The sequence below is a fragment of the Paraburkholderia dinghuensis genome, assembly GCF_003837865.1.
Lineage (GTDB): Bacteria > Pseudomonadota > Gammaproteobacteria > Burkholderiales > Burkholderiaceae > Paraburkholderia > Paraburkholderia dinghuensis.
Map to the genome: position 1 here is coordinate 55,022 of NZ_RQIS01000001.1, position 21,786 is coordinate 76,807.

General features: G+C 63.6%; 23 protein-coding genes. 2 read left to right on the top strand and 21 right to left on the bottom strand.

What is annotated here, in order from left to right:
• Positions 1 to 27: 27 nt before the first annotated feature.
• The 20 genes from pdxJ to D1Y85_RS00355 all read right to left on the bottom strand — a co-directional run bounded on the left by pdxJ (position 28) and on the right by D1Y85_RS00355 (position 18,994).
• Positions 28 to 792 carry a pyridoxine 5'-phosphate synthase gene (gene pdxJ / locus D1Y85_RS00260; RefSeq protein ID WP_124149037.1) on the bottom strand — a complete coding sequence of 255 codons (765 nt, stop codon included), beginning with the start codon at positions 790 to 792 and terminating at the stop codon, positions 28 to 30.
• Positions 789 to 1,739, bottom strand: coding sequence for a DNA repair protein RecO (gene recO, locus D1Y85_RS00265; protein WP_246024719.1), 951 nt, complete (start codon positions 1,737 to 1,739; stop codon positions 789 to 791). Before recO ends, pdxJ begins: the two co-directional genes overlap by 4 nt.
• Positions 1,726 to 2,631 (bottom strand): GTPase Era, encoded by a 906-nt coding sequence (gene era, locus D1Y85_RS00270; protein WP_124149038.1) that lies wholly within the window; start codon positions 2,629 to 2,631, stop codon positions 1,726 to 1,728. Before era ends, recO begins: the two co-directional genes overlap by 14 nt.
• A 98-nt stretch (positions 2,632 to 2,729) precedes the next feature.
• Positions 2,730 to 3,989, bottom strand: coding sequence for a ribonuclease III (gene rnc / locus D1Y85_RS00275; RefSeq protein WP_124149039.1), 1,260 nt, complete (start codon positions 3,987 to 3,989; stop codon positions 2,730 to 2,732).
• Positions 3,990 to 4,197: 208 nt separating this feature from the next.
• The gene (lepB, locus tag D1Y85_RS00280; RefSeq protein WP_124149040.1) at positions 4,198 to 5,091 is read right to left on the bottom strand and encodes a signal peptidase I; all 894 of its coding nucleotides are present in this window, start codon (positions 5,089 to 5,091) and stop codon (positions 4,198 to 4,200) included.
• Between the two features lie 69 nt (positions 5,092 to 5,160).
• Positions 5,161 to 6,954, bottom strand: coding sequence for a translation elongation factor 4 (lepA, locus tag D1Y85_RS00285; protein ID WP_124149041.1), 1,794 nt, complete (start codon positions 6,952 to 6,954; stop codon positions 5,161 to 5,163).
• 195 nt (positions 6,955 to 7,149) lie between these two features.
• Positions 7,150 to 7,416 carry a glutaredoxin family protein gene (locus D1Y85_RS00290; RefSeq protein WP_124149510.1) on the bottom strand — a complete coding sequence of 89 codons (267 nt, stop codon included), beginning with the start codon at positions 7,414 to 7,416 and terminating at the stop codon, positions 7,150 to 7,152.
• A gap of 41 nt (positions 7,417 to 7,457) precedes the next feature.
• Positions 7,458 to 8,960 (bottom strand): DegQ family serine endoprotease, encoded by a 1,503-nt coding sequence (locus tag D1Y85_RS00295; protein ID WP_124149042.1) that lies wholly within the window; start codon positions 8,958 to 8,960, stop codon positions 7,458 to 7,460.
• A 21-nt stretch (positions 8,961 to 8,981) separates the two neighbouring features.
• Positions 8,982 to 10,040 carry a MucB/RseB C-terminal domain-containing protein gene (locus D1Y85_RS00300; RefSeq protein WP_124149043.1) on the bottom strand — a complete coding sequence of 353 codons (1,059 nt, stop codon included), beginning with the start codon at positions 10,038 to 10,040 and terminating at the stop codon, positions 8,982 to 8,984.
• A 5-nt stretch (positions 10,041 to 10,045) separates the two neighbouring features.
• Positions 10,046 to 10,681 (bottom strand): sigma-E factor negative regulatory protein, encoded by a 636-nt coding sequence (locus D1Y85_RS00305; protein ID WP_124149044.1) that lies wholly within the window; start codon positions 10,679 to 10,681, stop codon positions 10,046 to 10,048.
• 102 nt (positions 10,682 to 10,783) lie between these two features.
• Positions 10,784 to 11,383: an RNA polymerase sigma factor RpoE gene (gene rpoE, locus D1Y85_RS00310; RefSeq protein ID WP_124149045.1), complete on the bottom strand. Its 600-nt coding sequence runs from the start codon at positions 11,381 to 11,383 to the stop codon at positions 10,784 to 10,786.
• A gap of 138 nt (positions 11,384 to 11,521) precedes the next feature.
• The gene (locus D1Y85_RS00315; RefSeq protein ID WP_124149046.1) at positions 11,522 to 12,016 is read right to left on the bottom strand and encodes a protein YgfX; all 495 of its coding nucleotides are present in this window, start codon (positions 12,014 to 12,016) and stop codon (positions 11,522 to 11,524) included.
• Complete coding sequence (fabF, locus tag D1Y85_RS00320) at positions 12,013 to 13,254, bottom strand: beta-ketoacyl-ACP synthase II (RefSeq protein WP_124149047.1); 1,242 nt, start codon at positions 13,252 to 13,254, stop codon at positions 12,013 to 12,015. The genes D1Y85_RS00315 and fabF overlap by 4 nt, the downstream gene beginning before the upstream one ends.
• Positions 13,255 to 13,505: 251 nt before the next feature.
• Positions 13,506 to 13,745 (bottom strand): acyl carrier protein, encoded by a 240-nt coding sequence (gene acpP, locus D1Y85_RS00325; RefSeq protein WP_004197638.1) that lies wholly within the window; start codon positions 13,743 to 13,745, stop codon positions 13,506 to 13,508.
• Between the two features lie 166 nt (positions 13,746 to 13,911).
• Positions 13,912 to 14,661, bottom strand: a complete 750-nt coding sequence (gene fabG, locus D1Y85_RS00330; RefSeq protein ID WP_124149048.1) for a 3-oxoacyl-ACP reductase FabG — start codon at positions 14,659 to 14,661, stop codon at positions 13,912 to 13,914.
• A gap of 49 nt (positions 14,662 to 14,710) precedes the next feature.
• A complete protein-coding gene (fabD, locus tag D1Y85_RS00335; protein ID WP_124149049.1) occupies positions 14,711 to 15,646 on the bottom strand; it encodes an ACP S-malonyltransferase in 936 nt (311 codons plus the stop codon).
• Between the two features lie 103 nt (positions 15,647 to 15,749).
• A complete protein-coding gene (locus D1Y85_RS00340; RefSeq protein WP_124149050.1) occupies positions 15,750 to 16,739 on the bottom strand; it encodes a beta-ketoacyl-ACP synthase III in 990 nt (329 codons plus the stop codon).
• On the bottom strand, positions 16,739 to 17,842 hold the full coding sequence (gene plsX / locus D1Y85_RS00345; RefSeq protein ID WP_124149051.1) for a phosphate acyltransferase PlsX: 1,104 nt from the start codon (positions 17,840 to 17,842) through the stop codon (positions 16,739 to 16,741). The genes D1Y85_RS00340 and plsX overlap by 1 nt, the downstream gene beginning before the upstream one ends.
• 138 nt (positions 17,843 to 17,980) lie before the next feature.
• Positions 17,981 to 18,160 (bottom strand): 50S ribosomal protein L32, encoded by a 180-nt coding sequence (gene rpmF / locus D1Y85_RS00350; RefSeq protein ID WP_014191965.1) that lies wholly within the window; start codon positions 18,158 to 18,160, stop codon positions 17,981 to 17,983.
• A 177-nt stretch (positions 18,161 to 18,337) separates the two neighbouring features.
• Positions 18,338 to 18,994, bottom strand: a complete 657-nt coding sequence (locus tag D1Y85_RS00355) for a DUF177 domain-containing protein (RefSeq protein WP_124149052.1) — start codon at positions 18,992 to 18,994, stop codon at positions 18,338 to 18,340.
• Positions 18,995 to 19,291: 297 nt separating this feature from the next.
• Here D1Y85_RS00355 and D1Y85_RS00360 point away from each other — a divergent pair, with 297 nt between their 5' ends.
• Both D1Y85_RS00360 and D1Y85_RS00365 read left to right on the top strand, forming a co-directional pair.
• Entirely contained in the window at positions 19,292 to 19,945 is a 654-nt protein-coding gene (locus D1Y85_RS00360) for a Maf-like protein (protein ID WP_124149053.1), read from the top strand.
• Positions 19,942 to 20,661 (top strand): SAM-dependent methyltransferase, encoded by a 720-nt coding sequence (locus tag D1Y85_RS00365; RefSeq protein ID WP_124149054.1) that lies wholly within the window; start codon positions 19,942 to 19,944, stop codon positions 20,659 to 20,661. Before D1Y85_RS00360 ends, D1Y85_RS00365 begins: the two co-directional genes overlap by 4 nt.
• Positions 20,662 to 20,766: 105 nt before the next feature.
• Here the strand turns inward: D1Y85_RS00365 and D1Y85_RS00370 are convergent, their stop codons facing one another.
• On the bottom strand, positions 20,767 to 21,771 hold the full coding sequence (locus D1Y85_RS00370; RefSeq protein WP_124149055.1) for a S49 family peptidase: 1,005 nt from the start codon (positions 21,769 to 21,771) through the stop codon (positions 20,767 to 20,769).
• Between the last annotated feature and the right edge of the window lie 15 nt (positions 21,772 to 21,786).

A 21,786-nucleotide genomic window follows, 5' to 3' on the forward strand; every position in this document is an offset into this window, starting at 1 on the left:
GTGACGCTGCGATGACGCCGTGATGATTCAAGCGCAAGCACCGAGGCGCGCCGCGACCATGATCGCCTTCATCTCGCGGACCGCGTTCTCCCAGCCCGCGAAGATGGCGTGCGCAACGATTGCATGGCCGATGTTCAGCTCGTCGATGCCGTCGATCGCCGCGATCTGCTGCACGTTCGTATAGTGCAGACCGTGGCCGGCGTTGACCTTCAGCCCGAGGCCGATGCCGCAGTTCACGCCAAGCACGACGCGCTCGTATTCGCGCTCCTGCTCCCCTGCGTCATGCGCTTCGGCATAGCGTCCGGTGTGCAGTTCGATGACGGGTGCGCCGGTCTCGTGCGCTGCGCGGATCTGCGTTTCATCCGGGTCGATGAAGAGCGACACGCGCACGCCCGCGTCCGCGAGCTGGCGGCATGCGGCGGCGACGGCATCGAAATGCCCGGCGACGTCGAGACCGCCTTCGGTCGTCAGCTCCTGACGCTTCTCGGGTACGAGGCAGACATCCTGCGGCTTGATCTCGCACGCGATGTCGAGCATCTCTGCCGTCACCGCGCATTCGAGATTCATACGCGTTTTCAGAAGCGGGCGCAGCGCGCGCACGTCCGCGTCGACGATATGCCGGCGGTCCTCGCGCAGATGCAGCGTGATGACGTCGGCACCCGCCTCTTCGGCCATGAGCGCCGCGCGGATCGGATCGGGATAAGTCGTGCCGCGTGCGTTGCGCAACGTGGCGACGTGATCGATGTTCACACCGAGGTCGATCACTTGAGGCGAAGTCAGGAAGAAGCTCATAGGTTCTGCAGGTCGATCAGGATCTGGCGCGTCGCAAGCGGCGTTCCGCCAAGGTAAGTGTTCAGGAGAAAACGCATCAGCGCCTTGCTCTGCGCGACGGTCTGGGGTCGATGGTAATCGTCCTCCTCCATGTCGAGCAACGTCTGGCCCGCGAGGACGGGCCAGTGTGCCGGCCATTCATCCCGCTGGTCCACCTGGTCCGATAACTCGCGCACGCCGCGCTCGGGATCGAAAACGTAGCGTCCATCGGCGACCACGGTCTTGCGGTTCACGGTGCGATTCAACGCGAGCGCATAGCCGGTCTCGCGCAGAAGCACGCGCTCGAACGAGCGCAGCACCTGCACGGGCGGCTCGTCGTGCGCGAGGCGCGTAAGCGTGACGACGTAGTGGCGGAACAATTCGGGATGCGGGTCTTCGCGCGCGATGAACTTCACGAGGAGTTCGTTCACGTAGAAGCCGCAGAGCAGCGCGTCACCCGTGAGCGGCAACATGCCGCCGACCCATTCGGCGCCCGTGAGCGTGCGCACTTCGCCCTTGCCGGTCCAGGAGAGCGCGAGCGGCTGGAAGGTCTGCAGCACGCCGCGTAGCGCGGAATGCGGCCGCTTCGCGCCCTTCGCGACGAGCGCGATGCGGCCGTGATCGCGCGAAAGCACGTCGATGACGAGGCTGGTTTCGCGGTACGGATAACTGTGCAGCACGAAGGCTGGCTGCTCGGCGATGCGCGAGTCGACGGACGAGCCGCGCGGCGCGCGCGGAACCGAAGCGCGGCGCGGGGCCTGTGCGGCCTCGCCCTCGGTGTCGCCCGTTGAAGACTGCGCCCTGGCGCGCTTGCGCCTTGGCGCAGCAGGCGCGGACGGTGCCGGCGATAGGGCCGCCTCATCGCCTTGTGCGTCGGGCGGCGTCCACGCGTCTTGAGTGCTTACGGTCTCGCCGTCACTCATACCCATAGGCACGCAGCCCGGCTTCGTTGTCGGCCCAGCCGCTCTTCACCTTCACGAAGGTTTCGAGGTACACGGGACCGTCGAACAGCTTTTCCATATCGAGCCGCGCCTCGGTGCTGATCTGCTTGAGCTTCGCGCCCTTCTGGCCGATGACCATCGCCTTCTGGGTGTCGCGCTCGACGAGGATCGTCGCGAAGATGCGGCGCAGGCGCCCTTCCTGCTCGAACTTGTCGATGAGCACGGTGCTCGTGTAGGGCAGCTCGTCGCCGGTCCAGCGGAACACTTTCTCGCGCAGGATTTCGGCGGCGAGGAAGCGTTCGCTGCGGTCGGTGAGGTCGTCCTCGCCGTAGATCGGCTCGCCTTCAGGCAGATACGGCTTGAGCGTCGCGAGCAGATGTTTGATGTCGTCGGAATTCTTCGCCGACAGCGGAACGATCTCGCGGAACTCACGAAGTTTCTGCACTTCCTGGATGAACGGATAGAGCGTCGCCTTGTCGCTCACCCGGTCGATCTTGTTGGCGATCAGGATCGTCGGCGCATTCGGCGGAATCAGGTCGAGCACCTTCTGGTCGTCCGGTCCGAACCTGCCCGCCTCGATGACGAAGAGCACGGCATCGACGGAACTGAGCGTCGACGTAACGGCGCGATTCAGCGAGCGGTTCAGCGCCGAGCTGTGGCGCGTCTGGAAACCGGGCGTGTCGACGAAGACGTACTGCGCGTCATCGATCGTGTTGATGCCCGTGATGCGGTGACGCGTGGTCTGCGCCTTGCGCGATGTGATGCTGATCTTCTGACCGACGAGGGCGTTCATCAGCGTCGATTTGCCGACGTTCGGCCGGCCGACGATCGCGACCATGCCGCAACGAAAACCAGCTGGAGTTGAGGTGGGAGCGTTCATGATCGGACCAGGCAAGGAATACGTTAAATGCGACGTCGAATGCAACGTTGAAGCGACATTGGGTGCGGCGCTCGCGGGCGCGGCGCGCACGGGATGGATCAGTGGCTGGCGTCGGCCGCGCGTACAGGCAACGCGGCGGTGGTACCCGCCTCGCCAGCGGACTCGGTCGGGTTGCCGGAAGACGTTTCGGCACCGTCGCGACCGCGCACAGCGGGGCGCGGTTCGGCCGCTTGCGTGCCGGATTCGGCGCGATCGACGGCGCGCAGAGCCGCCTCGGCCTTCGTAGCGCTCACGCGATGCAATGTATGCCCAGACGTGGCGCCGCGCTCGGCAGTGACAGGCTTGTCCGCGGATTTGTCGGGTGCGTGCTCGGCCCGTCCGATACTCCGCTCGACGGGCTTTTCGCTCGAATGCGGTCGCGGAGCGAGCCCTTCGGCCTTCTCCGCGGGACGTTCCTGAACATGCGCCGCGCGAATGACAGCGAGCGGCGCGGCTTGTGGCGGCGGAACGTCGTCGCTGAACCCGGCTGGCACGCTCTGGCGATCGCCACGCGCCGAACGCTCGCGGCGCTCGGGCGTTCGCAGATCCAGCGCGCCCTGCACGCCCGTCACACCCGGCACGACTTCAGGCTCTGCCTTGGCAGCGCGCGCGCCTTTCGAACGGCGCGGCTTGGTGACGGCAGCGGGAGCCGCCGCCATCACCTCGTCCAGTGCCTTCTTGGCCGCGGCCTGCTCGGCCGCTCGGCGGCTCGCGCCGGAACCGGAGACCTTCACGTCGAGTTTCGGTACCGTGCACTCGACCTCGAACTGCTGATTGTGCGCCGCACCATGCGTCGCGACGACCGTATAGGTCGGCAGCGCAATCTTGTGCCCCTGCAGGTACTCCTGCAGCAGCGTCTTCGCGTCTTTGCCGAGCGTGCGCGGGTCGATGTGATCGAGGATCGGAACGTAGAGTCGCTTGATGACCGTCTGGGCCGCGTCGAAGCCGGCATCGAGGAAGATCGCGCCGAAGATCGCCTCCAGCGCGTCGGCGAGAATCGACGGACGGCGGAAACCACCGCTGCGCAGTTCGCCCTCGCCGAGCCGCAGGCCGTCGGCAATATTAAGGGCCTGAGCAATTTCGTAGAGCGATTGCTGCTTGACCAGATTCGCGCGCACGCGCGAAAGGTCGCCTTCGTCCAGCTTGCCAAAACGCTGGAACAATAGGGCCGCCACCGCGCAATTCAGAACCGAATCGCCGAGAAACTCGAGGCGTTCGTTATGCGTGGCACTGTGACTGCGGTGGGTCAAAGCCTGGCGCAGCAATTCCGCATTGCGAAATTCGTAGCGCAACCGGCTTTCCAACGGAGATTGGGGCATGGGCAGAGTATAACGCGCCGGACCGCCCCGACGGAAACGCGGGACGGTCGGTGAAATGGCGTGGATGTTGCGAAGTTACCGCGGGTTCTTCAAGTAGCGTGCGAACACGCCGTGCGCATCCCGACGCTTGTCGTCGATGCGCGATGGCCGGATCAGCACGGGTGTCGCTCTTGCGTGTTCGTGCCGTGCTTGCGCTATTGGCGCGTCGTTACTGGAACGAACCAATGCGCCGCAGATTGCCGAAGTTCATCCAGATAAAGAACGCACGGCCCACGATGTTCGCGTCCGGCACGAAGCCCCAATAGCGGCTGTCAGCACTGTTATCGCGGTTATCGCCCATCATGAAGTAGTTGCCCTGCGGCACCTTGCAGATCACGCCGCGCTCGTTGTACTGGCAGTTGTCGCGATAGGGGAAATCTTCCGCACCGATGACGAACGGCGGCACAGCGGGATTGTTCAGGATGTTGTTCTTGCGACCGAAGAGATCCTGGGTGAACTGCTTCGCGTAGCCGATGCGCTCTTCGTCGAAGTAGTCCGGCTGCGGCGTCTGGGGCACCGGCTTGCCGTTGATCGTGAGCTGCTTGTCCTGATACGCGACGACATCGCCCGGCAGGCCGATCACACGCTTGATGTAGTCAACCGACTCGTCTTTCGGATAGCGGAACACGACCACGTCGCCACGCTCGAGCGGGCGGCCCTGAGTGACCCGCGAATTGGTGATCGGCAGACGGATGCCGTAGTCGAACTTGTTCACGAGGATGAAATCACCCACGAGCAGCGTCGGCACCATCGAGCCCGACGGGATCTTGAACGGCTCCACGACGAACGAGCGCACGAGGAACACGACCAGGATCACGGGGAAGAAGCTTGCCGTGTACTCGAGCCACCACGGTTGGCGCAGCTTCTCATTGCGCAGTAGCTGGCGCGTGGTGGGAGCATTCTCGTCTGCGAAGCGCTCGCCGACGCGCGCCTGCTGGCGGTCGAACTCAACGACGGCAGCGTCGGCGGCAAGGCGACGACGCGGCATGAACACGAGCTTGTCTGCAACCCAGGCGACGCCCGTAACGACCACGAGCACAAAAAGGATCAGCGCAAAATTCATGTAGTTATCCGTTTTTCAACGTTATATGGCGTAAAGCGCGGCGAAAAAGCACCGCGCTTTACAGCAGCCTTATTTGTCTTCGACGCGCAGAATCGCGAGGAAAGCTTCCTGCGGAATTTCGACGGAACCGACCTGCTTCATCCGCTTCTTGCCTTCCTTCTGCTTTTCGAGCAGCTTCTTCTTTCGCGTGATGTCGCCGCCGTAACACTTGGCGAGCACGTTCTTGCGCAGCGCCTTGATGTTCTCGCGCGCGATGATGTGCGCGCCGATCGCCGCCTGGATCGCGACGTCGTACATCTGGCGCGGAATGATCTCGCGCATTTTTGCCGCCACTTCGCGGCCGCGGTACTGCGACTGCGAGCGGTGCACGATGATGGACAGCGCATCGACCTTGTCGCCGTTGATCAGCATGTCGACCTTCACGACGTCGGAACTGCGGTATTCCTTGAACTCGTAGTCCATCGATGCATAACCGCGCGAGACGGACTTCAGACGGTCGAAGAAGTCGAGCACGATTTCGGCCATCGGGATTTCGTAGGTCAACTGCACCTGGCGGCCGTGGTACTGCATATTGATCTGGCTACCACGCTTCTGTGTACAGAGTGTGATGACCGAGCCCACATAGTCCTGGGGCATGTACAGGTTCACCGTGACGATCGGCTCGCGGATCTCTTCGATCTTCGACGGGTCCGGCATCTTCGCCGGATTCTCGACCGTCAACGTCGTGCCGTCGCGCTGCACGACCTCGTAGACCACGGTAGGCGCCGTGGTGATGAGGTCCATGTCGAATTCACGCTCGAGGCGCTCCTGCACGATCTCCATGTGCAGGAGACCGAGGAAGCCGCAGCGGAAACCGAAGCCGAGCGCCTGCGAGACTTCCGGCTCGTACTGCAGCGACGCATCGTTGAGCTTGAGCTTTTCGAGCGACTCGCGCAGCGCGTCGTACTGGTTCGCCTCGACGGGATACAGGCCCGCGAACACCTGCGGCTTCACTTCCTTGAAGCCTGGCAACGGTTCGGTGGCGCCGTTGTTCGCGTGCGTGACCGTGTCGCCCACCTTGGTCGCGGCGAGTTCCTTGATACCCGCGATGATGAAGCCCACCTGCCCTGCGGACAGCGACTCCAGATCGCGCGACTTCGGCGTGAACACGCCGACGTGCTCGACCGGATACTGCGCGCCGGTCGCCATCAGCTTGATCTTGTCCTTTGGACGCAGCGTGCCGTTGACGATGCGCACGAGCATCACGACGCCGACGTAGTTGTCGAACCACGAGTCGATGATGAGCGCCTGCAGCGGCGCATCGGCGTCGCCCTTCGGCGGCGGCACCTTCGCGATTACCGCTTCGAGCACTTCGTCCACGCCGAGGCCGGTCTTCGCGCTGCAGCGCGTGGCGTCGGTCGCGTCGATGCCGATCACGTCCTCGATCTCGGAGATGGCGTTCTCGGGATTCGCGGCGGGCAGGTCGATCTTGTTGAGCACCGGCACGACCTCGACGCCGAGTTCGATCGCCGTGTAGCAGTTCGCCACCGTCTGAGCCTCGACGCCTTGACTCGCGTCGACGACGAGCAGTGCGCCCTCGCACGCGGAAAGCGAGCGGCTCACCTCGTAGGAGAAGTCGACGTGGCCCGGCGTGTCGATGAGGTTCAGGTTATAGACCTGGCCATCCTTCGCCTTGTAAGTCAGCGCGGCGGTCTGTGCCTTGATCGTGATGCCTCGTTCGCGCTCGAGATCCATCGAGTCGAGCACCTGGGCTTCCATTTCGCGGTCGGACAAGCCGCCGCACAGCTGGATGATGCGATCGGCGAGCGTCGACTTGCCATGGTCGATGTGCGCAATGATCGAGAAGTTACGAATATGATTCATTCAGTGCCGATCAAGCGAAAAGGCGCGCCCAGACGAAATGCAGAGCACGCCTCGTAAACAGATGAAAAACCGGACTATTTTAGCCGAAAAGGGGTGCGGCCGGCAGAGTCCGGGAGGATGAGGCTCGTACGGCAGCGCGGGCGCGGCGGCACGGCACGGTATGTTGAGCGCGTGCGTCGCTGCGCGGACGTGCATTCAGGCGCCAAGCCCTAGCGCTTCGCGCACACGCGCCTCGTCAAGCCAGTAGTGGCACAACTCGACGCCATTGCACACGAGCACAGGTACGAGTTCGTCGTAGCGGGCCTCCAATGCGGGGTCAGAATCGACGTCGATGACATCGACCCGCGCCCCCGCTGCCGCGGCAAACGGCTCGAGCGCCGCGCGCATGTCGTCGCACAGATGACACCATGCGCGGCCATACAGCACCAGGTGCGGCGCGCCCACGCTTGCCTGCGCAGGCATCGGCGTTGAGGCTTGTGTCGGCGCTTGCGTCGGCATTTTCGTCATTTCTGTGCCGGGCTGTGCGGCCGGACCGGCACGAACTGCGTGTTGTCGCCGCGCCGTACGAGAACGGCCACCATCTTCTGCGGATCGAGGCGCGAGGTCACTTCCTGGAACTGCTTCACGCCCGTGATATCGGTGTCGCCCACTCGCAGGATGATGTCGCCCTTCTGCAGACCGGCGCGTGCCGCCGGGCCGTCGACAGAATCCACCAGCACGCCGCCCTTGATCTTCAATTGCGCCAACTGATCGGCCGGAATCTCCGCCACGGAGAGGCCAAGCACATTCGAAGCGCGCGGCTTCGGCTCCGGCGCCTTCTTCAGGTCGCCCTTCGCCGACTTCTCGGTCTGCATTTCGGCAATCGTGATCGGCAGTTCGCGCGTCTGTCCCTTGCGCCAGACCGTGATCGTCGCCTTGGTGCCCGGCTTCGTGTCGCCAACCATGCGCGGCAGGTCCGTCGCAGCGTCGACGGACTGGCCGTTGAATTTCGTGATAATGTCGCCCGGCTGGACGCCGGCCTTATCGGCCGGGCCACCTGGCTCGACGCTCGACACCAGTGCGCCCTGCGCCTTCGGCAACCCGAGCGAGTCGGCAACGTCCTTCGTCACCTCGCCGATCGCCACCGCGATGCGACCGCGCGTGACCTTGCCGGACCGCTCCAGTTGATCGGCGACGCGCATCGCTTCGTCGATCGGAATCGCGAACGAGATGCCCATGAAGCCGCCGGTCCGACTGTAGATCTGCGAGTTGATGCCGATGACCTCGCCCTGCATGTTGATGAGCGGACCACCCGAATTGCCCGGGTTCACAGCCACGTCGGTCTGGATGAACGGCAGATAGTCGCCCGTGTCGCGACCCTTGGCGCTGACGATGCCCGCCGTGACGGTGTTTTCGAGCCCGAACGGCGAACCGATCGCAACGACCCACTCGCCGACACGCAGCTTCCTCGAATCGCCGATAGTCACGGCCGGCAGATTGCTCGCCTGAATCTTGACGACGGCGACGTCCGTGCGCTCATCGACGCCGATCAGCTTCGCCTTGAACTCGCGCTTGTCGGTGAGCGTGACGTAGATGGTGTCAGCGTCGTCGATGACGTGCGCGTTGGTCATCACATAGCCATCACTCGACAGGATGAAGCCCGAGCCGACACCGCTGCTCTGCTCGGGGTCGTTACCGCCGTTATCGGGCGTCGGCTGATCCTGGTCACCCTGCTGCCCACCGCGCGGCACCTGGCCCTGCGGCCCCTGAGGCAGTGGAATGCCGAAGAAACGGCGGAAAAATTCCGACATGTCGCCGTTGTCCACGCCCGGTGGCAGGCCGCGCTGCACGGAACTCACGCGCGTCGTGGTACGGATGTTGACGACGGATGGTCCGACCTTGTCGACGAGATCGGTGAAATCGGGCAAGTTGGCGGCAGGTGCCGCCGACGCCACATGCGGTGCAAACGGCAGGCACGCCGCAAGCACCGCGGCCGCGAACAATTTGCGCAGCGGAAGAATCGTCATTTTGTAGTCAGCCGAAGGATTTTACCTAGGAGCCTTATATTCTATGGCAGACGCGAACTGCTGCAACGTGGTCTGGGGCACTTCGCCGAGCAAGGTGATCCAGTAGTCGCCACTACGCTTCACGAGGACGTGGGTAGCGCCGTCGCTGCCCGAGCCTTCCTTGCGATTGTTGTGCGCGACCGGCTCAACGAAAATTGAGATAGCGGCGAGTCCGTCCGAAAAAACGGCCTGATCGACGGGAATGGGCGGATCGCTCGAGTCGCTGGCAGCCATGGGGCGGCGCAGTTCGCGAATTTTGCGGAACCCCGGCACCGTCGTGCCGAAACGCCAGCCCTGCGCCTCCATGTCGACCGGCTCGAGCGGCGGGTGCACGACGTTCCAGCCAGCCGTATTGCGCATGCCGTTGATGATCGCGGCGTTGTCCAGTGGCACGCCAATACGAACCTGCGTAAACGCAAGCTGTTCCAGTACCTGCCCGGTCGAGGGATCGATCGTCTGCGCGCGCAACAGGAGACCCGTTTTGGCGTCGGCCCAGAACTTGTAGGCGAAGCGGTAAGCGTCCTTCGGATCGAGTTCGATGACCTTGCTGTCGATGCCCGCAACACGGTCGGTGCCGAGCATCTTCGGGGTGTAGACGGACAGCACCTGGGCAGCACTCGTGGACAGCAGCGCCGGGAAGGCATCCTTGTTCTGGCGCTTCTCGACGACGAGAAGTTTGCGCTCGGGCACGAACGTATAAACGTCGTCGTTGTGACGGAAGAGCTTGCGCGGCTTGCCTTCGAGGCTTTCCAGCTGCTCATACTCGCCGTCGGTCTTCGTCGCGAAATGCGTGATCCGCGACGACTGCACGAACGCGCCGCGCTGATAGACAAACGTACCTTCGTAGTTTTGCTGCTGGGCGGCCTGGTGGACGCGATCGAGCCAGTGAGCCGCGCCTTGCTGCGCTGCAGCATCGGGAGTCGACGCCCCCTGCGGCGTGCTCGCGACCACAGGCAGAGCGGTTAGCAATACGGCCGCGCAGCACAGGAATGCCGGCAGCCGCCCCCAATTCGTCGTTTTATTGAACCGCAATGTCTGCATCAGACTCACTGGTGTTGCGCGGGTTGCGCCGGAATGGCGGCAGCCCGGATCAGCGGCATGGAATCCAGCATCACCGGTTGCTGGGCGAACTGCTGATGTGCCTCCAGATACGCGTCGAGGCGCGCGTCGCGAATGAAGTTGCCATCCTGGGTCGCGGCGGTCTGCACTGGCGCTGCGTTCATCGCGACACGCTGGACTCCGTTGCCTTGCGACGAGGCCACCGACGCAACCTGCGTGCCGCCGCCGACGCCAACGCCGTGCATCTGCGGCACGACGATCCACGTGAGCGTAGCAGCCGCAGCGGCAACCGCAAGCGTGGGGACAACGCGGTGACGCAGCGCGAGGATGCGACTGACGCGGCTGGCCGGCAGCGCCGCGGGCGCCAGCACATGCGGCTCGGCCTCGAAGCGCGCGGCGAAGCCCGCCATGAACGACTGGCTCGCGGCCGGCTTGACCGCGAGGTCGTCCGAACGCAGCACATCGCCGATCAAGTGATACACGGACCACGCCGCGTAATCGGCTTGATCGAGTTCAGCAAAAACACCGTTCGGATGCTCACCGGCGGGCAATTCCCCGTCGACGAACGCGGACAGACGCTCGCCGCGCGAGCCTGACACCGATTGCATCGAGACCGATCCCATGATGCTCCCCATTCCCTGACTAACTGCCCCATAGAGACAGCAACCGACACCAACCCCGTGAATCGTATCCGCGCCCGAAGGACACGCTGAGCGGGTTATCCGCTACCAGCGCTTGCCCTCCGGAGTGTCCAGCAACGGACGCAATTTTGCCGCAATGGCCTCGCGCGCACGAAAAATTCGCGATCTGACGGTGCCGATCGGGCAACCCATCATCTCAGCAATTTCCTCGTAGCTCAAACCTTCAATTTCCCGAAGCGTAATGGCGGTGCGCAGTTCTTCCGGCAAAAGCGCCATGGCGGCATTGACCGTCTCGGCGATCTGCTTGCTCATCAACATCGACTCGGGCGTATTGATATCCCTTAGTTGATCGGCGTCCGAGAAAGTTTCAGCTTCTTCTGCATCTGCTTCGGTAGATGTGGGGGCACGTCTTCCCTGGGTCGCAAGGTAGTTCTTCGCCGTATTGACCGCAATCCGGTACAACCACGTATAGAAAGCCGATTCGCCGCGAAACTGCGGCAACGCCCGGTACGCCTTGATAAAGGCGTCCTGCGCCACGTCCTCGACCTCCGCGGGATCCCGCACGAGGCGCGAGATCAGACGGATGATCTTGCGGTGGTATTTCGAGACCAGAAGCTCGAACGCGGCCTTGTCGCCATTCTGCACACGTTCAACAAGTACCTGGTCGATTTCTTTTTCGCTCACCTGAAAAATCCGTTAGCTCATGGTAGACGCGGGGCGACCATTGTAGCGCCCCCCGCTCACCCATCACGTTACGCGAATATCACCGGTTACAGTCTTTACAGCGAGTGTCGTCGCTTACTGTCGGAGCAGGATGGGCGCTCACCGTCCGGCGGCGCAGCGCGCCCGGACGGCCAGCGCGCGAAAAGCCTCGGAGTCGAGCGCATCGGCGGCAATCAGCACGGTTGCGCGCCGCTTGCCTCCTCGCAGATCCAGCGCGAGCAGGCTGGTGCCCCACTGGGATGCACCAGTCAAACGCCCCCGCTCAATACGGGCACCATCGCGCGAGCAGGCCGCGATCGAATCCGACCCGATTTCGACGAAAACGGGTTGCTTGCGACGCCAGGCCGCGGCTGCCAGCCCGCAGACGGCAAGGAAAGCCAGTGTAGGCAGGACGGAGCGCGCGGCGCCAAGCCAGGGCGCCAGTGTCGTATAGACCGCCGCCACTGCGATGCCGATAGCGGTAGCAAGAACGAGATGAAGCGCCACGGACTGGCGCAACATGATGCGCGGCACGTCAACGCGCCGCGAGAGGAAAGAGGAATCGCAGCTGGCCGGGGAATCCGGCGCAGCCGCTTGATCGTCGATGAGGGTCAAACGTGGCGCTTGATGACCAGCGTGCCGTTCGTGCCGCCGAACCCGAATGAGTTCTTCAGCGCGACGTCGATCTTCATCTCCCGCGCGGTGTTCGCGCAGTAGTCCAGGTCGCATTCGGGGTCCTGGTTGAAGATGTTGATCGTCGGTGGCGAGATCTGGTTGTGCACGGCAAGCACCGAGAACACCGATTCGAGACCGCCAGCGCCGCCGAGCAGGTGCCCGGTCATCGACTTCGTCGAATTCACGACGATGTCCTTCGCGTGGTCACCGAACGCGCGCTTGATCGCGATCGTTTCCGCGAGGTCGCCAAGCGGCGTCGACGTGCCGTGCGCATTCAGCCAGTTCACCTCGTCGGCGTTGATGCGTGCGTTGCGCATTGCCGCCAGCATGCAGCGGCGTGCGCCGTCGCCGTCTTCGAGCGGCGCGGTCATGTGATACGCGTCGCCGCTCATGCCGTAGCCGGTGATTTCCGCGTAAATCCTCGCACCGCGCTTCTTCGCGTGCTCGTACTCTTCGAGGACCATCACGCCAGCGCCTTCACCCAGCACGAAACCGTCGCGGTCCTTGTCCCACGGACGGCTCGCCGTCGCAGGATCGTCGTTGCGCTGCGAGAGCGCACGCGCTGCCGCGAAACCGCCGACGCCGAGCGGCGAAACGGTCGATTCCGCGCCGCCCGCTATCATCACGTCGGCGTCGCCGTACTCGATGAGACGCGACGCTTCGCCGATGCAATGCAGGCCGGTCGTGCAGGCCGTGACCATCGAGAGATTCGGGCCCTTGAAGCCATACTTGATCGACAGATGGCCGGAGATCATGTTGATGATCGACGCAGGCACGAAGAACGGCGAAATACGGCGCGGACCGCGGTTCAACAGTTCGGTCTGCGTGACTTCGATCATCGGCAGGCCGCCGATACCCGAGCCCACCACAACGCCGACGCGTTCGGCATTCTCTTCGGTGACCTCGAAGCCGCTGTCCTGCATCGCCTGGATGCCCGCGGCGATGCCGAAATGGATGAACGTATCCATGTGACGGGCTTCTTTCGCCGGGATGTAATCCTCGATGTTGAAGTCCTTAACCTCACCGGCGAAGCGGGTCGAAAAGTTCGTGGCATCGAACTTCGTGATATTGGCAATGCCGGACTTGCCGGCGACCACATTGGCCCAGCCGTCGGCAACATTATTGCCAACAGGCGAAATTAGTCCGAGGCCTGTAACGACAACTCGACGGCGGCTCACGGTAACCCCTTTTCCATAGATGACAAAAACAAAAGCCACAGAGGCCACAGGAAATGCTCCTGTGAGCCCTGTGGCTGTTTGACCGGCAAGAGCGCGCCAGCTAGTGCGGCGCTCGCATGCGGGTTCACTGGCGAGAGTCCTGGCGGGTCGCTTGCGCGACGCAGGCGTAGCCCCTTAGAAGCACCTCAGAGGCAACTCAAAGGCAACTCAAAGCAACTACGCAACCGCGGACAATTGGCGCCTGAATGCCCTTAGGCCTTGACGTTCGCGCGAGCGTAGTCGATGGCTTGCTGGACCGTCGTGATCTTCTCGGCTTCCTCGTCCGGGATTTCCATACCGAATTCGTCTTCGAGTGCCATCACGAGTTCGACGGTGTCGAGCGAGTCGGCGCCCAGATCGTTGACGAACGATGCTTCGTTCTTGATTTCAGCTTCGGCGACGCCCAGTTGTTCGGCGACGATCTTCTTGACGCGCTGTTCGATGTTATCCATTACCCCTCCAAGGGAAAAAGTCAGTTCATGAATGCGAGTGCGCGCATTTTAGCAGGTTTAACCTGGCAGAAAAGCGGCGCTCGAGGTTCCAGATGTGCTATACGCGACGGCGTTTGAGAAAGCGATCCAGCAAACGCATCAAGGCGCGGATAGTACCCGAATCTTGTTACGACATGTACATGCCACCGTTCACGTGCAGCGTCGTGCCGGTGATGTAGCCCGCCTGCGAGGATGCGAGGAACGCAACCGCGTGAGCGATGTCCTCCGGGCTGCCGAGGCGGCCCAGCGGAATCTGCTGTTTGAGCGCCGCCTGCTGCTCGGCAGGCAGATCTTTCGTCATATCGGTGTCGATGAAGCCGGGCGCGACGCAATTCACGGTGATGCCCCGGCTGCCGATTTCGCGGGCCAGCGCGCGCGTCATGCCAGCCACACCAGCCTTCGCGGCGGCATAGTTGGCCTGGCCGGGATTGCCCGACGAACCCACCACCGACGTGATGTTGATGATGCGGCCGGTACGCGCCTTCATCATCGGGCGCAGCACGGCGCGCGAGAGGCGGAACACGGACTTCAGGTTCGTGTCGATGACCGCGTCCCACTCGTCGTCCTTCATCCGCATCGCGAGGTTATCCTGCGTGATGCCCGCGTTGTTCACGAGAATCGCGAGACCGCCGAATTCCTTCACGGTCGCGTCGATCAGCGCCTCGGCCGCCGCCGCGTCATTGACGTTGAGCACCGCACCGCGGCCCTTTACGCCCGCTTCTTCGAACGCCGCCGTGATGGCCTGCGCGCCCGCTTCGCTCGTCGCGGTGCCGATCACCGTCGCGCCCTGGCGCGCCAGTTCGAGTGCAATCGCCCGGCCGATGCCGCGCGAGGCACCCGTCACGATCGCCGCTTGATTATCGAGAGTCTTTTCCATCGGTTGTATCCGTTGCCAGTGTGACCCGGGTAACTGCTGTGTTAAGTACTCAGGCAGTCGCGAGCTTGAGCGCTTCTTCGAGCGACTTCGGGTCCGCCACCGAGGCGCCCACGAGGTTGCCGTCGATGCGCTTCGTGAGACCCGCGAGCACCTTGCCGGGGCCGCACTCTATCACGTGGGTGACGCCTTGCGCCGCGATTGCCTGCACACACTCGACCCAGCGCACCGGGCCCGCAGCCTGGCGCACCAGCGCGTCGCGGATCTTCGCGGGATCGGTTTCGAACGCCACGTCGACGTTGTTCACGACGGGAATCGCCGGTGCGTTGAGCGTCACGTTCGAGAGGTACTCGCGCAGCTGGTCCGATGCGGGCTTGAGCAGCGACGAGTGGAACGGCGCCGAGACCGGCAGCGGGAGCGCACGCTTCGCGCCCTTCACCTTGGCAATCTCGCAGGCTTTTTCGACCGAGGCCTTGTGGCCCGCGATCACGACTTGCGCCGGCGCGTTGAAGTTCACGGCTTCGACTACGCCACCCGCGGCCGAGGCTTCTGCACAGACTGCGCGAACGGTGTCATCGTCGAGGCCGAGCACGGCGGCCATGCCGCCCTCGCCTACCGGCACCGCGCTCTGCATCGCCTGGGCACGGAAGCGCACGAGCGGCACGGCGTCGCGAAACGCGAGCACGCCGGCAGCGACGAGCGCCGTGTATTCGCCGAGGCTGTGGCCAGCAACGATCGCCGGCTGCGGACCACCCGCCTGTTGCCAGGCACGGTAGACAGCATAAGCAGCGCTCAGCATGACCGGCTGCGTGTTGGTCGTGAGGTTCAATTCGTCGGCCGGGCCTTCGGCGATCAGCTTGCCGAGATCCTGGTTGAGGGCATCGGAGGCTTCCTGCAGCGTTTCACGCACGATGGCGCTATCGGCAAAAGCGTCCAGCATGCCGACTGCCTGTGAGCCCTGGCCGGGAAAGACAAATGCGAATTTCATAACGTCCCCAAATTCGTTCAATGCAGACGGGCGGCGCGCTGCGGCGAGCCGCGCGCATTGCGCGCGCCGGCAAGCAGGCGTGGCGCTACGCGCCCAGTCAAAATCAATAACGGATGACGGAAGCGCCCCAGGTAAAACCACCGCCGACGCCTTCGATCAGCACGTTGTCGCCACGCTTGACACGGCCGTCGCGCACGGCGACGTCCAATGCGAGCGGGATGGACGCCGCCGACGTGTTGCCGTGATCGCCGACCGTGACGACCATGCGCTCGGCGGGGAGGCCGAGCTTGCGGCAGGTGCCCTGCATGATGCGGATGTTTGCCTGGTGCGGAATCAGCCAGTCGATCTGCTCGGGTTTGAGCTGTGCCTTTTCCAGCGCCTCGATAGCGACTTTCTCCAGCACGTTCACCGCGAGCTTGAACACGGCCTGGCCGTCCATGTGCAGGAACGCGTTGCCAGCGACCACGCCACCATTCACATGGCCCGGCGTGCAGAGAATATGCGCGTAGCTGCCGTCGGCGTGGAGCGCGCTCGACAGCACGCCCGGCTTGTCGGATGCCTGCAGCACGATGGCGCCAGCGCCGTCGCCAAACAGCACGCACGTGGTGCGGTCGTTGAAATCGAGGATGCGCGAGAAGGTCTCCGCGCCGACGATGAGCGCCGTGCGATGCTGCCCGCTGCGAATCAGACTGTCGGCGATCGAAACGGCGTAGGCAAAGCCCGCGCACACCGCCTGGACGTCGAACGCCGCGCCGTGATTGCGGATGCCGAGCTTGTTCTGCAGCAGGCAGGCGGTGCTCGGAAACACGAAATCAGGCGTGGAAGTCGCGACGATGATCAGGTCGATCGACTGCGGGTCGACGTCGGCAGCCTCGATCGCGCGCTGCGATGCGGCGAATGCGAGATCGCTCGTGGTCTGGTCGGGCGCGGCAAAGTAGCGCGCGTGTATGCCCGTGCGGGCGACGATCCACTCATCGCTCGTCTCGACGCCCTTCGCGGCGAGACGTTCAGCCAGCGCCTGATTGGTGACGCGATCAGACGGAAGATAGCTGCCCGTGCCGAGCACGCGGGAAAATAGAGTCGGTTGAGTCATTATGCCTTCGGGGAAGATGCGGTTCCGGGCGGAATTCCTCCCGGAAGCGGGTCGCCAGAATGGCCGCTGGCAGACGCGTCGGCCGCCCGTTCGAGCGATCCGGAGTTCTCGTCCATGGCATGCGCGAGGCGTTCCAGCACGCCATTTTTGACGGCATCATACCCGCGTTTGATCGCCCACTCAAACGCGTAAGCGTCCGCGGAGCCGTGGCTCTTGATAACGACACTTTTCAGGCCGAGCAGCGCCGCGCCGTTGTACCGGCGATGGTCGAAACGTTTCCCGAAGCGCTTGAGCACGCGCATCGCTGCGAGCGCCATCAGCTTCGTGAGCCACGAGCGGCTGAACTCTTCCCTGAGCGCATTGCTGAGCATCTGCGCGAGCCCCTCGGATGTCTTCAGCGCGACATTCCCAACGAAACCGTCACAGACGATCACGTCGACGGTGCCCTTGTAAATGTCGTTGCCTTCCACGTTACCGAAGAAGTTCAGCGTGCTCGCGCGCAGCAGTTCACCCGCGCGCTTGATGGTGTCGTTGCCCTTGATGACCTCTTCGCCGATATTCAGGAGCCCTATGCTTGGGCGCTCCTTGCCCTCGAGCGCTGCGACGAGCGCATGGCCCATCTCCGCGAACTGGAGCAGATGCTGCGGCTCGCAGTCGACGTTGGCGCCGAGGTCGAGGACCGTGGTGTAACCAGTGGGCGTGGGCATCGCGGATGCGATGGCCGGGCGTTCGATGCCAGGCAGCGTCTTGAGCACGTAGCGCGACACGGCCATCAACGCGCCAGTGTTGCCGGCGGACACGCAGGCCTGCGCCTCGCCGTCCTTCACGCGATTGAGCGCGACGCGCATCGACGAGTCTTTCTTCTTGCGCAGTGCGACCTCGACCGGGTCGTCCATTTCGACAACCTCGGTGGCGGGAACGATGGAGAGCGCAGGATTGTCCAGCGCCTTCAGCTTCTTCAACTGGGCGCGGATCGCCGTTTCGATACCGACGAGCATAAGACGCGCATCGGGATGCAGGCGGACGAAACTGACTGCGGCAGGCACCGTCACGGACGGACCGTGGTCGCCTCCCATGCAATCAATCGTGAGCGTAACAGTCATGGAATGCGACGGATTTCAGGCACAAAAAAGCGGCAGATGAATGCCGCCTTTTTTGCCGAGCCGGAATATAGTCAAGCGAACAGAATCGCCATGCACGGCACCGCGTGGTCCCCCACCTGGCGCCGCACAGTGCAACGATTAATCGTTCTTGGTCTTGACGACTTTCTTGCCGCGGTAGTAGCCGTTCGGGCTGACGTGGTGACGCAGGTGCACTTCACCCGTGCTCGGCTCGACAGCCAGCGGAGCGCCCGTGAGGAAGTCGTGCGAGCGGTGCATGCCGCGCTTCGACGGCGACTTCTTGTTTTGTTGAACTGCCATGATAACTCCTGAGAAATTTTGCGAATTCTATCACAGCCCGATCCAGCAGCCGCCACCCTGGGGATGACCTGACGCCGGGACGAGGCCCACAAATCTGAAACTGCGCTGAAACTGCGCCGAAACCGCACTAAAGCTGCGCGAGTACTGCGCCAATGCTGCCCGCCGCCTGCGGCCGCTTCAGTGCTTGCCGCCGGGACCGTCCTTCTTCAGCGATTCGAGCGCCGCAAACGGGTTGACGCGCTCCTCCGCTTCGATTTCCTGCTCCGGCAAATCGTCCACTGAATCCACGCCGTCCGCGCCGTCGGCACCCGAGGCAAGACTTTCGTGGATTGCCGGACAGACCTCGTGCTTCGGCACGAGCGGCAGCGCAAGCAACAGCTCCTCTTCGATCAAGTCGACGAGATCGAAATGGCGCGAGCCTACGATCACTTCGGCTTCATCGTCGTCGAGCGGAAACTCGTCCGCTTCGTCTTCCGTCTGGACGATACGGAAGACAGGGTCAGCGTTGAACGCCTGCTCGCTGGGAGCGAGGCAACGCTGACACGTCAACCACGCGGTACCGTGAATCGCGAGCCGCAGATAGGGCTGCTGACCCTCGGCGCCGTCGTCCTGCAATTCCGGCTGCGTGAAACCTGCCGCCTGCCACGTGAACACGGTGTCACGATCTGGCGCGTCGACCGGGACTTCGTTTAACATGCGCGGCAGTTGCGACAGACGCACCGCTCCTGCGGCCTCGCGAGCGCTACGCGCAAATTCGAAAATATCGAGATCGCGCGGATTCAGCGACTCAATGGGACCTGCAGGCTTGCCCGCCGGTTCGGTTCGTTCGGTCATGTGCGCTCCTGCTTCGAGGCGTTCAGTCGGCACGTGTTCGCTACCACTTTCGCTTATACAGACGTCGCACAAAGCAGACATGGCCTGTAAGCTCTGGCGCCAGCGTGCTTGCTCGTGTTTGTCCGTGCTGCAATATTGCAGGCACATGGAAAAGCACGCGAAACGAGCGTACCGATGAAAAGCCCAAAATCATATCGCCTTTGTCTTTACGAGTCAAACACTTAACTGCACGGATGCAAGTGCCTGTGCAGCTTCACTTTTCGGTTATCCGCCCCCGCTTTTTCTGACAGATCGACCATGCAGGATTCCTCGTTCTCAAGTCCGGCCACGCCAGCCACTCCGGCCGCAAGCCGGCCCGCCCTGATTCTCGCCTCGAGCTCGCGCTATCGCCGCGAACTGCTGGAGCGGCTACGTATTCCGTTCCAGACCACTGTGCCCGCCATCGACGAAACTCCGCTTGCGGGCGAGACGCCCGAAGCCACCGCGCTACGTCTTGCCGCCGCCAAGGCCCGCGCCGTAGCTGCTGCCCTTCCCGCGACGGCAGGCCGCACGCTCGTGATCGGCTCGGATCAGGTCGCCACTTTCGACGGCCACCAGATCGGCAAGCCCGGCACGCACGAGCGCGCCCTCGCCCAGCTGCAATCGATGCGCGGTCGCGAAGTGTTGTTCCATAGTGCGCTCAGTCTGCTAGATACCGCTACTGGCCAAACGGATACCGTCGACGTCGTGACGAAGGTGCGCTTTCGCGACCTGCCCGACGCGGCCCTCGACGCCTATCTGCGCGCCGAACAGCCCTACGACTGCGCGGGCAGCGCGAAATCGGAGGGGCTCGGCATTGCACTGCTCGAAGCGATCGAATCGGACGACCCCACCGCGCTGATCGGCTTGCCGCTGATCGCGCTCACGCGCATGCTGCTCGCCGCGGGCTATCCGCTGCTGGAGGCGCAATGACCGGCACGCTTTATCTGATCCCGAACACGCTCGGCGACGGCGACGAAGCTGCGCTAGCTGCCGTCCTGCCCGCGCCGGTGCGCGAGCGCGCTGGAACGCTCGCAAGCTATATCGGCGAAAACGCGAAGACGACGCGTGCGTTTCTGAAGCGCGTCGGCACCACGCGGCCGATCCAGGAAATCGAGATTCGCGAACTGAACGTCAACACGCCGGCCGGCGAGATCGACAAGCTGCTCGCGCCGCTTCTCGCCGGTGTCGACACTGGACTCGTTTCGGAGGCGGGCGTGCCCGCCGTGGCCGACCCGGGCGCCCTGCTGGTGCGGCGCGCACACGAGCGCGGCATCAAGGTCGTGCCGCTCGTCGGGCCGAGTTCGATCCTGCTCGCGCTGATGGCCTCGGGCCTGAACGGCCAGAGCTTCGCGTTCCACGGCTATCTGCCCGTCGACGCCAACGAGCGTGCGAAGAAGCTGCGCGAACTGGAACAGCACTCGCGTAAGGCAAAGCAGACACAGATTTTCATAGAGACGCCGTATCGCAACCGCACGATGCTCGACGCACTGCTCAGCGCCTGCGCACCTTCGACGCTCGTGTGCGTCGCCGCCGACCTCACACTGCCCACCGAAACGATTCAGAGCCGCACCGTGTCCGACTGGAAGAAGCACACCGGCCCCGATCTGCACAAGCGGCCGGCGATCTTCTTGCTACTCGCGGTCTGAAGCCGTGCCTCCGGGGCCCCAAAACGCCCCTCACGCAGCAAGCCCCAAAAACACAACGGCCGCTTACGCAAGGCGTTAGCGGCCGTTCGTGGCACCACGCGCGTGTTAGCGGACGACCTTGCTTCCGCCCAGAATCAACGCGTGAACCGCCGCCGTACCCACGGCGGCACCGAATCGCTTCGCGAGCCGGTCGGTCAAGCTCTGCTTGACGGTGTAATCGACGACATCGGGCGCCTTGATGATTTCGCGCGCGACGTAGTCGGTATCGCCGTAGCCGTCCGCCAGCCCCAGTTCCACGCTCTTTTCGCCGGTCCAGAAAAGGCCCGAGAAGAGGTCTGGCGTCTCATGCAGGCGCTTGCCGCGGCCGGCCTTCACGGCGTCGATGAACTGCTGGTGGATCTGATCGAGCATGGCCTGCGCGTGGGCGTCCATCTTCGGCGTATCCGGCGAGAACGGATCGAAGAAGCCCTTGTTCTCGCCCGACGTGCGCAGCCGGCGCTGGACACCGAGCTTGTCCATCAGGCCGGTGAATCCAAAACCGTCCATCAGCACGCCGATCGAGCCGACGATGCTCGCCTTGTTCACATAGATCTTGTCGGCGGCGGCCGCGACGAAATAGCCGCCCGACGCGCACATGTCGCCTACCACGACGTAGAGGGGGATGGCCGGATACTTCGCGCGCAGTCGCTGGATCTCGCCGTTGATGATGCTCGCCTGGACCGGGCTGCCGCCCGGGCTGTCGATGTGCAGGATGACACCGGCCGTGCCGTCGTCGTCGAATGCACTCCGGAGCGCGGTGTCGATGTCCTCCGCGTTTGCGTTCGTGTCGGACCCGATTTCGCCATCGAGCGTCACGAGCGCCGTATGGCGCCCCCCGTTTTCGACGCGTGCGCCGGACAGGTCCACCACGCTCCACGCGATCACCAGCAACACGAACAGAAACGCGAAGCGGAAAAAAATCTTCCAGCGCCGCGCGGCGCGCTGCTCGTTGATCGCAGCGAGCGCAATACGCTCCAGCGCGTCGCGCTCCCAGCCGGGCGCAGGCGCGTTGCGGTCCACCGGGACCGGACGGGCCGGCTCGTTCGATTCAGGGGTCGGATTGTCGGACATGCGTATGGTGGTTTG